At 50.2% G+C, this 11,945-nt stretch carries 10 protein-coding genes and 1 tRNA gene; 4 read left to right on the top strand and 7 right to left on the bottom strand.

Annotation, left to right across the window (positions count from 1 at the left end):
* Window positions 1-127 precede the first annotated feature (127 nt).
* Window positions 128-202 (bottom strand) — tRNA-Arg (locus AC3QL0_RS15390).
* A gap of 241 nt (window positions 203-443) precedes the next feature.
* On the opposite strand from AC3QL0_RS15390, the gene AC3QL0_RS15385 reads away from it, so the two are divergent.
* On the top strand, window positions 444-1,001 hold the full coding sequence (locus AC3QL0_RS15385) for a c-type cytochrome (RefSeq protein ID WP_493009257.1): 558 nt from the start codon (window positions 444-446) through the stop codon (window positions 999-1,001).
* Between the two features lie 129 nt (window positions 1,002-1,130).
* Here the strand turns inward: AC3QL0_RS15385 and gshA are convergent, their stop codons facing one another.
* Window positions 1,131-2,696, bottom strand: coding sequence for a glutamate--cysteine ligase (gene gshA / locus AC3QL0_RS15380; RefSeq protein WP_493009256.1), 1,566 nt, complete (start codon window positions 2,694-2,696; stop codon window positions 1,131-1,133).
* A 220-nt stretch (window positions 2,697-2,916) separates the two neighbouring features.
* On the opposite strand from gshA, the gene metX reads away from it, so the two are divergent.
* From metX to AC3QL0_RS15365, 3 genes are read left to right on the top strand one after another with little or no spacing between them, the layout of a single operon-like run.
* Window positions 2,917-4,152: a homoserine O-succinyltransferase MetX gene (gene metX, locus AC3QL0_RS15375; RefSeq protein WP_493009255.1), complete on the top strand. Its 1,236-nt coding sequence runs from the start codon at window positions 2,917-2,919 to the stop codon at window positions 4,150-4,152.
* Entirely contained in the window at window positions 4,149-4,769 is a 621-nt protein-coding gene (gene metW / locus AC3QL0_RS15370; protein WP_493009254.1) for a methionine biosynthesis protein MetW, read from the top strand. Before metX ends, metW begins: the two co-directional genes overlap by 4 nt.
* Before the next feature lie 17 nt (window positions 4,770-4,786).
* Entirely contained in the window at window positions 4,787-6,019 is a 1,233-nt protein-coding gene (locus tag AC3QL0_RS15365; RefSeq protein ID WP_493009253.1) for a muropeptide transporter, read from the top strand.
* On the opposite strand, the gene AC3QL0_RS15360 is transcribed toward AC3QL0_RS15365, so the two are convergent.
* From AC3QL0_RS15360 to AC3QL0_RS15340, 5 genes are all read right to left on the bottom strand, one after another.
* Window positions 6,020-6,754, bottom strand: a complete 735-nt coding sequence (locus AC3QL0_RS15360; protein WP_135864151.1) for an LrgB family protein — start codon at window positions 6,752-6,754, stop codon at window positions 6,020-6,022.
* Complete coding sequence (locus AC3QL0_RS15355; RefSeq protein WP_493009252.1) at window positions 6,751-7,107, bottom strand: CidA/LrgA family protein; 357 nt, start codon at window positions 7,105-7,107, stop codon at window positions 6,751-6,753. The genes AC3QL0_RS15360 and AC3QL0_RS15355 overlap by 4 nt, the downstream gene beginning before the upstream one ends.
* A 32-nt stretch (window positions 7,108-7,139) precedes the next feature.
* Window positions 7,140-7,838 (bottom strand): serine protease inhibitor ecotin, encoded by a 699-nt coding sequence (eco, locus tag AC3QL0_RS15350; protein ID WP_493009251.1) that lies wholly within the window; start codon window positions 7,836-7,838, stop codon window positions 7,140-7,142.
* A 66-nt stretch (window positions 7,839-7,904) separates the two neighbouring features.
* A complete protein-coding gene (locus tag AC3QL0_RS15345) occupies window positions 7,905-10,460 on the bottom strand; it encodes a diguanylate cyclase domain-containing protein (RefSeq protein WP_493009250.1) in 2,556 nt (851 codons plus the stop codon).
* A 69-nt stretch (window positions 10,461-10,529) separates the two neighbouring features.
* Entirely contained in the window at window positions 10,530-11,756 is a 1,227-nt protein-coding gene (locus AC3QL0_RS15340; RefSeq protein ID WP_493009249.1) for an O-antigen ligase family protein, read from the bottom strand.
* Between the last annotated feature and the right edge of the window lie 189 nt (window positions 11,757-11,945).

Below are 11,945 nucleotides of genomic sequence, written 5' to 3'. Positions count from 1 at the left end.
GTGAAGCAGTTGGGCAAGTTGGATGAGTGATAGCGGAAACAGAGAAACTAATGACGCGCCTTTAATGATAAAAGGCGGTAGAGCCGAGAAAGCATACACAATGTTGTGTGGTGGCTGTTTGATGTAGTGGCGCGACCAACAGGAATCGAACCTGTATCGAGAGCTTCGGAAACTCTAATTCTATCCATTGAACTATGGTCGCAGAACTAAGCATTTTACCTTGTTTTTGGAAAAAATGCTGGAAGCTATAGGGTGTAGACGGCAGGTTAGGGCATGGTGTGCGTACAAGTTGGGTGCAGTCCGCTATAATGCGATGTTAGTCACTATGTACGGATTGCCTAGAAGGGAAGCGTAGGTATGGCAGTGCGTGTATGCGTCTTTAATTTTGGCGTGGCTCGTAAAGAGTTGTCGCCTGTTACTGTTCAAATTTGCGGGATCCGATTATGAGCAATACGGAACAACTCCATAATAATCAAGGTGGCCAGCAAGGCCCAAAATTCTCTTTACAGCAAATCATGCTGGTTGTGATCTTGGCCGTGATTGTGCCTATCGCACTGGTGGTGATGCTAGTGAACTTGTTTTCGGTGGGGCTGAAAGCCGGTGCTAGCTATAACGATCAAGCCCATGAAGCTATTGCTGCCCGTATTCAACCTGTAGCAGGTTTTGTACTGGGGCCAGCAGAACTCGTAGCGGAAGGGCCTAAAGTGCTGAAAACAGGTAAAGAAGTATACGAATCAACCTGTGCGACCTGTCACTCCTCGGGGATTGCAGGAGCGCCGTTGTTTGGTAGCGCTGAAGCGTGGTCTCCATTCGTACAGCAAGGTTACGATGCGATGCTGACAGTCGCGCTGAACGGTAAAGGAGCTATGCCAGCCCGTGGTGGTAACGCAAGTTTGGAAAACCTCGAGGTTGAACGTGCGATAGTTTATATGGCGAACGAAGCCGGTGCCGGTTTTGCTGAGCCTGCAGCACCAGCGGAAGACGAAGTCGCTTCTGAATAAAAGCAGGCGGCGTAAATAACCCCCCTGTTTGTGCTTCAGCATAAAAGCCTAGCCGCTACTATGTTGATCGCACATAAAAAAGCAGAACCTGTAAGTAGGTTCTGCTTTTTTTATGACCGAATAGCGGGGTTAGCTATTGGTTTCAAAAGAGCTTAAGTAGTCCTCAAAGCTTTGATTCGCTTGGGCTGACTCAATGTTTTCTTGCAAAGTCAGGGACTCTGTTGCGGCTTGTTCGTAAGCGGCTTGGCGTTTAGGGCACAGGGCCGTATCCAACAAGTGCTGACGATGAGCTTGGCTTTGTTTCAGGCTAAAGTCTACAAAGCTCAAACCAGAAGCGCTTAGATCTCGCAGCAAACGTGCTGAGGGTGTGTTGTCTGGATCGCGTAGCTTATGGAGCTGAGCATTCAGAGCATCGCGGTGGGCGTGGCCGCTTTGTAAGTGCTGATCCAATAGATCAGCATACGGGGCCATCGCTTCCAGCAGTTGGTTACCCCAGTCTTGAAGACTAATACTGCCGTGTTCTGGTGTGTGCAGAATCAGGCCAGGCTTACGGCCTTCACGTACGACGTGGGCAAAGTTGTTTTTACTGTGCTGACAGAAGCCGTTGTTAGGGAACTCATCGCTGGACTCTAAAGTACAGAATAACAAGAAGGTGTCTAAGAAGTGACAGCTTTGTTCGCTAATGCCTAATGGGGAATAGGGGTCTATATCCAGACAGCGTACTTCCACGTACTCCACACCACGTTGTGCTAGCGCAGCCGAAGGGCGTTCGCCTGACTGCGTGGTACGTTTAGGGCGTATGTTGGAGTAGTACTCGTTTTCTATCTGCAGAATATTGGTGTTGAGCTGGATCCACTCACCGTCACGGTGTGTGCCTAGGCGTTCGTAATCAGGCCACGGTGTGCGTGTTGCGTGCAGCATGCGCATCAAGAAGGTGTCCAGATCGTTGTAGCACAGTTGTAGTTCGGCCTGAGCTTCTTTGTTTTGATAGCCCAGATCGCTCATGCGTAAGCTGGTCGCCCACGGCAAGGTGTAGCTGTCAGGGGCGACTTGTTCCAAAGCCAGCGAGTGGCCTTTCAAGAAACCACTAGACACTACGGGTGATGCACCAAACAGGTACATCAGCAGCCACGAGTAACGGGTGAAGTTACGGATCAGTGCCAAATAACCCGTAGAGCGTTGTTCTTGTAAGTCCAAGCCCTCAAAGCCCATCAATGGCCATAGGGTGTCGGGCAACGAGAAGTTGTAATGTATGCCAGCAATACACTGCATACGTTTACCGTAACGCTCGGCTAAGCCGCGTCGGTAAATGTGCTTCATCATGCCCACATTGGACTTGCCGTACCACGCGATAGGAATGTCTTTTTCGCTAGGCAGCAAGGCTGGCATGGACTGATTCCACATGGTTTCAGTGTCTATGCCTTGGGCGGTGAAAATGTGTATAGCTTCTAGCTCATCCAACAGACTAGCCACGTTGTGATGCGTGCCTGTGATCAGCTCCAGCAGTGCTTCTGAATAGTCTGTAGTGATGTGCTTGTTGGTCAGAGCAGAGCCCAGCGCAACAGGGTGCGGGCGTCGAGACAGGTGTGCAGACGTATCAACTCGCAGTCCTTCTTTTTCTATACCGCGTCGTAACGTGCGCAGGATATCAGGCTGATTTTGAAGGACGTGGAGTAGTCTGGAGCGAGTATTCATTGAGGCCACCACGGGGGTTGGATAACCCTATTAAATAGTACTAGTTTGATAGGAATTAAAGCAGTATATGCCGATCAGGTAGGCTTTGCCCAAAAAAAGCAGCAGTGGGGCTGTGCAAGCGGGCGCCAAGTGATACACTTTTATCGATCAATTCATTTGTTTGCGCCGATTTGCCTGATCCGCTTGCGGGCGCTCCATAAATCCAGCTAAAGAGGTCCCTATGGGTACTACTGCTAATTCTATTCCTGTTACGGCAGGCTTGTCTGATGCCATCGTTCCTGAAGGTTCGGTGGGTATAGTCAAACCAGAAATCATTGGTTTTTCCGAGCCCTTGCTGCTGAAAAGCGGCCAAGTGCTGCCGCAGTATGAGCTGTGTGTGGAAAGCTATGGCACATTGAACGACGATCGCAGCAATGCGGTGCTGGTGTGCCACGCGTTAAACGCCTCGCACCATGTGGCCGGCATAGATGCTACCAATCCTAAAAACATAGGCTGGTGGGACAACATGGTTGGCCCCGGCAAACCGTTGGATACCGACCGTTTCTTTGTCATAGGTGTGAACAACATAGGTTCATGCTTTGGCTCGACAGGCCCAGCCTCTACGAATCCTGCGACTGATAAGCCATGGGGCGCCGATTTTCCTATTTTGACAGTGGAAGATTGGGTGAATGCTCAGGCTCGTTTGGCAGATTATTTTGGCATCCAAAAATTCGCTGCTGTCATGGGCGGTTCGCTGGGGGGGATGCAAGCACTGGAATGGGCGATTAGCCAACCAGATCGTCTAGAAAACTGCATTGTTATCGCTAGTACACCTCGATTAAGCGCGCAGAACATTGCGTTTAACGAAGTGGCGCGACGAGCCATTATTTCTGATCCTGAGTTTCATGCTGGGGATTACTATGCGCACAACACCGTGCCGCGTAGTGGGTTGGGTGTGGCGCGTATGTTGGGTCATATCACCTATTTGTCCGATACGGTCATGGCCGAGAAATTTGGCCGTAGTCAGCGTAATCCTTTGGATGGACAAGCGTATCGCTATGGTTACGACGTAGAGTTCGAGGTGGAGTCCTACCTGCGTTATCAAGGCGAGAAATTTTCTACCTATTTTGATGCGAATACCTATTTGCTGATTACGCGTGCGTTGGATTATTTCGACCCCTCGCGTCAGCATAATGGTGATTTGGCCAAAGCTTTGGCGCATGTGAAAGCGAAGTTCTTGTTGGTGTCGTTCACTACAGACTGGCGCTTCTCTCCGGAGTGTTCACGTGAAATCGTGCAAGCACTGTTGAAAAACAGGCTGTCAGTGACATATGCCGAAGTGGATGCGCCGCATGGGCACGACGCGTTCTTGTTAGATGACGAGCGTTATCACGGGGTGGTGCAAGGATATTATGACCATATTGCAGAGACTATGGGGTTGGGAGCCCGTGCACGAGTAACGGGAGTATTAGCATGAGCAACATACATACAGCGTCTTTAGCGCAGCGTCCTGACTTACAGCGTATTGCATCGTGGATTGAGCCTTCCTCCAGTGTGCTGGATTTGGGCTGTGCCGATGGTAAATTGTTAGCTCACTTGCGCGACTCGTTGCAGGTGGATGGCATAGGCGTAGAGCGTCATCCGCAGTCTATGATTAGCTGTGTACGCCGCGGCGTACCTGTGATTCAGCAAGACTTGGAACAAGGTTTGGCATTGTTTACAGACCAGTCTTTTGACACGGTGGTATTATCTAAGACCTTGCAGTCTATGTTGAATACCGAACATATTTTGCGCGAAATGGCACGAGTGGCGCGGTTCGGAGTTGTGTCTTTCCCGAACTTTGGACACTGGTCACACGGTTTGTCTATTTTGGCTGGACGTATGCCAGTATCGGGTGAAATGCCGTACCAATGGTATGACACGCCCAATATCCACTTGTGTACGTTCAAAGATTTTGAAGATCTGGCACGTTCACTGAATTTACGTATCACTCATCGTGCAGCCTTTGACCACAGTACTGAGGTGCGTGTATTACCTAGCCTGCGTAGTCGTTTGGCTGTATATCGTTTTGAATCGCCGCATGCGGCAGCTTAGATAAAGGTTTTAGCATTATGGCGTCTCCCTATGCCAGTCCCCGAGTGTTGTCATTGCTGGCGTTGGGGTTTGCGAGTGGCTTGCCACTGGCTCTGACAAGTGGGACGTTACAGGCTTGGGCTACCGTAGAAAATGTCAGTTTGACGCAAATTGGCTTTTTGACGCTGGTGGGGTCAGCCTACACGCTGAAATTTTTGTGGGCACCACTGATAGATCGCTTTGCATTCCCTATCTTAGGGCGTAGACGCGGTTGGATTCTCATTTCTCAATTGTTGCTGGCGCTATCCATTGTGGGTATGGGGTTATTATCGCCCGGCACACAGCTCATGCCGTTAGCCTTGTTGGCGGTGTTTGTGGCCTTTATGTCGGCCACGCAAGATATTGCTTTTGATGCATACAGTACTGATGTCTTGCACCAAGACGAGCGAGCGGCGGGTGCTGCCTTGCGTGTGTTGGGCTACCGTATAGCCATGTTGGTATCCAGTGGTTTGGCCCTGATTCTGGCTGACAAATGGTTGGGTTGGCAGTATACCTACATGCTGATGGGCTTATTGATGGCTGGGTGTATGGTAGCGACGTTGATGGCCCCTGAGCCTGAGCTGAAAGTGAAGCCTCCGCGTAACTTGCGTGATGCGGTAGTAGAGCCATTTAAAGAGTTTTTCTCCCGCGAGGGGGCGCTGAGCTTATTGCTGCTGATTGTGCTGTACAAGCTGGGTGATGCATTTGCTGGGGCGCTATCCACCACATTTTTGATTCGTGGTGCAGGGTTCAGCTTAAGCGAAATCGGCTACATCAATAAAATATTCGGCTTAGCGAGCACCATTGCTGGGGCGCTGTTAGGCGGCAGCATGATGGCAAAGTTGGGTCTGTACCGAGCCTTGATGCTATTTGGTATTTTGCAGGCAGTGTCTAACCTAGGGTACTGGGTCTTGGCGGTGAACGCGTCTGAGCTGTGGCTGATGGCAGTGGTAGTGGGGCTAGAGAACCTATGCGGCGGCTTGGGTACGGTAGCGTCTGTGGCTCTCTTGATGGCACTGTGCAATAGACAGTTCTCGGCCACGCAGTTTGCGCTGCTATCAGCTTTGGCGGCAGTGGGACGTACCTATTTGGCAGGCCCACTAACCCCATTTTTAGTGGAAGGTTTAGGCTGGCCTACCTTCTTCTTGGTGACTATTGTGATTGCCTTGCCAGGGCTGTTCTTACTGCGCTGGCGTAAGCAGCAAATCCTGGCGTTGGATCGTACAGAGTAATTACAACATACCCAGTGAGCGGCCTATAGCAACGGCAGCGGGCATGAGCAACGCGGTAGCAATACCAGTCAGGCTCATACCCAAGGCTGCAAAAGCTCCCGTGGTTTGATTGAGCTGCATAGAGCGTGCTGTACCAATAGCGTGCGCCGTTAAACCTAGCGTAAAGCCTTCAGTAATGGGGTCTGTGACCTTCATCATGCGCAGCAGCGGCACAGCAATAATGGTGCCACCAATGCCGGTAATAGCTACCGACACAGCAGCCAGCGACGGCTCACTACCAAAATAATCCACCAGCGCCATGGCTATAGGCATAGTGGCCGATTTAGGCATCATGGCAATAATGATGGCCGACGAACCACCCAACGCCCACGCAATAAACACCGTACTAAACATAGCCACGTTGGTGCCCACAAATAGTGCGGCCATAATGGGCTTCCAGTGTTGGCGTAGCAGTTTCAACTGTTTATACAGTGGGATCGCCAATGCTACGGTAGCTGGGCCAATCAACAATTGTATAAACTGTGCACCTTCAAAGTAGTGCTCATACGGGGTGTCTGTCCATTGCAAAATGGGTACCAGAATCACTACCGAGGTCAGCACGGGCAACAGAAATGAGTTGGAATTAGCACGCTTGTAGATAGTCAGGGTGAACAAATACACGCAGAGTGTGAGTGTTAACCACAGCAAGGGTGACTCGGTCAGGAAGACCCAGATACGGAAGAAATCGTCGTTCATTGTTCTTCCTTGTCTGCTTGTCTGGTCATCAGTTTTTTGAGCACAAAAGCGGTGCAGAAGATAGTCAGTGCTACCGCTAGCAAGTTACCCACAATAAAGGGCAGCCATTCTTCGGCAATCTTGTCAAAGAACAGCATGATCCCTGTGACCGTAGGAATGAACAGCAGCATCAAATGCTGCAATAGCGCTGTGCCTGCTTTATCAAGCTCGGTAGGAATGCCACCGCGTATGATGAATACAGCAAGCAGCAGCAACATGCCGGCTAAAGGTCCGGGTAATGGTATGCCCAAGTATTGGACTACGATTTCCCCTAGTAATTGAAAGACGAATAAGGCTGTAATAGCAACAATCATGGAGCCTCTCCGCCGGCTGCTAAAGATAGTTATTATTGACTGTTAGCGCTGACCACAGGAGTCGCGACCCAGGTGCGCCACCGTAGCTCTACTTCTTCGGGTAGATAGACTACGACGGGCAATCGGCTATTGTAGTACAACAATGAGCCAGCACTGCCAGTCACTGGCACAAACTGCATCTTTTTGCTGTCTTCCGGACACGCCATCATTGTTGAGATAGGGCCCTCTATACTGGGAAGCACATAGTAGGTATAACCCCAGCCTTCTAGCGTTTTTTCTTCTAGCTGACCAATGAACTGACGCGTGTTGCAGTCGGTCTCTATGACTTTGCCGGGTAGCAGTTCTACTTTCAGATCATTTTCATAGTTACCCACAGGCAAGTGGATCACATGACGTACAAAACCGGGCTCGGGCGCGGGGAAAGCATCCACAGGGTCATTGACGGTAATGACGTTAGCAGGCGGTGCTTTGGGTGCAGCCTCAGTCGCGTTTGTAGCGGCAGCGGGTTCTTGGGCAGGCGTAGCGTCCGCGTCTGTTGCAGTCGCCGGAGTTTGTGCTTCTGGAGTGGCCGCTACCGTTGGCGTTTCTGGTGCTGTAGCAGGTGAACTGTTGCTAGCTGGTGCTGCGGCTTGTGCCAAGGTAAGGGGGCTGTGGCCCAGTAAGCCTGCAGACAGTAAAGCGGCACACAGTGCTACCGCTGGGGTATGGCGGTTGCGAAACGCGTGAGACATGGTGTTCTCCCAAGAAAACATAGGGTATAGACGGCCGGAATGAACGCCACATTGTACTGTTAGTGCTTAGAGCGAGACATCGGTGAGAGGCGATTCTTTTGTGGCTTGATTGTGAAAATAGTAAGTGTTTTTTCCAGACTGCTTAGCTAAATACATGGCTTGGTCAGCCAGTTGTAGCAGGCGTTCTGGGTCGGTGGCATCGGTAGGGTAGAAGCTCACCCCAATACTGGCAGATACGGTGATGGGCTGTAAACCGTGTATTTGATACGGTTGAGCCAGTAAGCTCAACAGTTCTTGCAGCAAGCCGCAGCAGTCTTTGGGGGATTTAAAGTCGCCCAGTAATAACACCATTTCATCGCCGCCTAAGCGGGCAACGGTATCGGTTTTTCGTAGCTTGCTGGTCAGTCGTAACGCCACCTCTTTAAGCAGCATGTCACCGATGCTGTGTCCATACTGGTCGTTCACAGCTTTAAAGCCATCTAGGTCTACATAGCAAGTGGCCAGCAGGTTTTGATTACGGTCGGCATGTGACAGTGCTTGTCGTAAGCGATCGGTAAGCAGGTAGCGATTAGGCAATTGGGTGAGCGAGTCAAAGTGTGCCAGGCGCTCCAAACGTGCCTCGCGAGCTTTGAGTAGGCTCACATCGGTCCCCACCACGATATAACGCAGAATGGCTCCCTTGTTATTGCGCACCGGCACAATAGAGACCTGCAAGGGGCGCTCGGTCTGATTATGGGAGTGCATGGTGACTTCGCCTTGCCATGCGCCTGTCGTCATGACTTCTTGCCAAATAGCACGCTGGTAGTTCACCGCTTGTGATGAGGGTGGCAGCAACAGGTCTACAGTATGACCACGCAATTCGCTTAGGGTATAACCGCTTAAACGTATGGCTGATGGGTTGGCATTAATGATGCGATGCTCATCATCCAGAATCAGAATGCTGTCATAACTGCGTTTAAATACGCTGGCCGCAATGCGCTGCTCAAACTCATTACGACGGGTTTCAGTGATGTCGGTTTGCACACCGTCACACAGAATATCGCCGTTAGGCAGGCGAGTAGAGTTGCTTTCTATGCGTATCCAACGCTCTTGGCCGTTGATGATGGCGCGGGTGTCTAAGCGCATGGGGCGCAGCCACGCACGAGCCTCAGCAGTTAAGCGTATAGTTTCTGCACGGTCTTCTTCGTGCCAGCAGTCGCTGATGGCTTTGGGGTCGGCATAAATCGCTTTATCCGACAGGCTATACATTTCACACAGACGCGGGCTGACGTACTCATACATGATGGCACCGTCTAGCGATTGGCGTAGGGTGAACACACCCACCGGAATACGTTGTACTAGATTTTCGTAGCGCTCTTTAGCCAGCAGTAGTTCTTGTTCGGCTCGGGCGTGATCGCTGAGATTTATCCCAATGCCTATGGCATGGTTCTCATCAATCTGTATATTGCCCCACAGTGTGCTGAGTCTATGACCTTGTTTAGTGCGTGGGTGCCAGGTTTGAAACGAGACTTCACGGGTAAAGATGCTGTGGCGTGCTGCCGAGCGTTGAATGGTATCTGGATACAGTAGTGCCAGAGGGTCTGGTGAGTTGAATAACTCTTCGCGTTTCCAACCAAATACACGCTCGCATTCTTTGTTCCACACTATACAGCGACCATCCATATCAAAGCTGTTAATCAGTACTGGAGCATGGTTGAACAGCTTGTCGTATTGATCCGTGGTATACAGATTTTGCGCTTGTTTGAGCTGCTGTGTGCGGTAGCTGATGTTACAGGTGAGAGCTAAGGGCAGACTGCCCAGCAAGAACCAAAGTAGTTCAGGGGCTTCGTTGCCTGAGTACACATACTGCTGTGCCACCAACATGGTGGAGGTCATGCACAACAGACTGATGCTAAAGAGCAGTAAGTTCTGTCTGGTGGATAACCATGCTAGTGCAGGTAAGAGTAAAAACAACCCATTGGGGCCATAGCGGTAGGCGTAGTACGAAGCCAGGCAGAGCAGTACGGTACTGAGCAGAAACTCGGTGAGTCGTGGTCGCTGAAACGTACAGCCCTTCACCCACGCCAGTACCAGGGGAATGAATAAGAGTTTTTCTATTAAGCTTACGGCCCAGAGATTGAGATAACAGTCTCGCAGGCTAGCTTGTAGTAGGGGATGACTAAGGTGCAGGACCACGCTATAGCCAAGCGCGCTCAGGTTTTGTGTGCCCAGAGCGAGCACCAGCATCAACGTAATGAAGTGGCGTGGGGACTCTAATGAGGCATCAAAGCGCAGTTTGCGCATGATCCAGCAGGTGAGCACTATTTCTAAGGCTGCAATGGCGGCCAGCAAAAAGCTGTATTCAATGGATGTGTTGCCGGCTAACGCATAGATGAACTGTGCAGCGGCTGCGCTCATCCAAAATCGGGGGTCGCGCGCCAATGCTAGTGCCAGAACGACACCAGAGGGGATGAGTAATCCAGGGAGTGCGTTGAGTGTGGGGTTGTAGTCAATAAATTGCCCCCATACTATGCCCAACACTATTTGTACTAAAGCGATGAATACTGCCCACACCCCAAAGGGCAGCCTATGTCTGCCTTGAGGATCGCCTGCAACGAGAGGGGGGGAGAGGGGGGCACTCATCGGCCAAGCATAATTGTATTGTTAGCAAATGTGTGCTTTTCTATTCATCATTTGATATTTCTTAACAGTTTATTTCTGAACGGTGTAAGACCTATAGCTGCTCCACAGCACAATTAGCCAGAAAGCGTACACCATCACCCCACTATTATGAGTGAGGAATGCTTGTGATAACCCGAAATCTATATAGGCAATAGGCAAAAGAAAACCAGCTGTTGCTAATGAGCGCTGTGTTAAGGACTCAGCGCGTAATCCTGGAGCAAAGAGGCGTAACGGCACTATATATAGAAACAATAAGGCCAGAATTCCTACTATGCCCTGTTTTGCAGCGTTATTTAGTATTTCGTTGTGGGGGTGGCCAAATTGTTTTACAACGGGATGGGCTTTGCCTTGTTCAGCAAGTTCAGTCATGGCCTGTTGGTACTGCGCTTTACCCCAACCAAAAATGGGTTTAGCCAAGAATAATTGGCTAGCACCTTTCCACATTTCAAATCTAGCACCTACAGACGTATCACTAGAGCCTTGGCTGTAAAGGGTGACGTTATTGATGGCTTCATGTACTCGCTGTTGTACACCAAACTGTGGAACGCTATAGATCACTACGGCTAGTGCGACAACGGCGCTGATAAGTAGGGCTTTCAGGCGTAGTGAAAAATACTGGTGGTAAACACGAAAGAAGATTAGTGCGATCAACGGTAAACCTATCCAGCCACCGCGACTGCCTGAGAACAACGAACCAGCAATACCACCTATGGCACCTAGACCTAACAATAGAATCCAGCACCGTTTGTTGGGGCGGGTACAGGCCCACGCTAGGCCAGCCAAACACAATAGGCCAGTCAGCATGGAAATATTGCCGAATTGAATAACGTGAGTGAAGCCTTTTGCGCGATATACATGCAAAAAGATTTTTTGGTATCCAGCCCAACCGCCAGCCAATATGCCGCCTGTTGCTAAACCAGCCCATAACCAAGTGAGGCGAGGGGGAAATTTCAGTACAAAAAATAGAGCAATAGCCGCAGCAAGAAAGCGGCTGGGTAAGTCATAAGCGCGTGAGGGATACTGATAGAGTAGGGCTTCAATGATACCCATCAAGCCGTAAAGGACTAAAGCCGCCAGAACCAACCAATCTTGTTTAGTGAGTGTTGGTTTGTTACGGCTAAACAGAACATAGAGTCCACCTAATAAAAGCAGGGCAGCACCTACCGAGTACCCAGAGGAGACTACTAGAGCGATTGCACCTAGCAAGAAAACCGCAACGCTACTGTAGAGCGAGGGTGAAAAGAAAGTGGCTGGCATTGTTGTTCGATTAGCGTAAGAAGCTACAGTAAAGGTTCACTATTTTATTAACGGAGTATTACGGAAATACACCGGATTTTTTGCGTAACAAAATATTATTTTTGCAATAAATGTTTATAAGTAAAGGAAACGTGGCGGTGTGAGTATTGTATGCCCGTAGAGGGTATACGTCCTATCCTTTAGTACATG

This window comes from Paenalcaligenes sp. GW821-LYS-B07-1, from assembly GCF_058803365.1.
The sequence above is the reverse complement of the archived record's forward strand: the minus strand, read 5'-3'. Positions and strand labels throughout refer to the sequence as shown.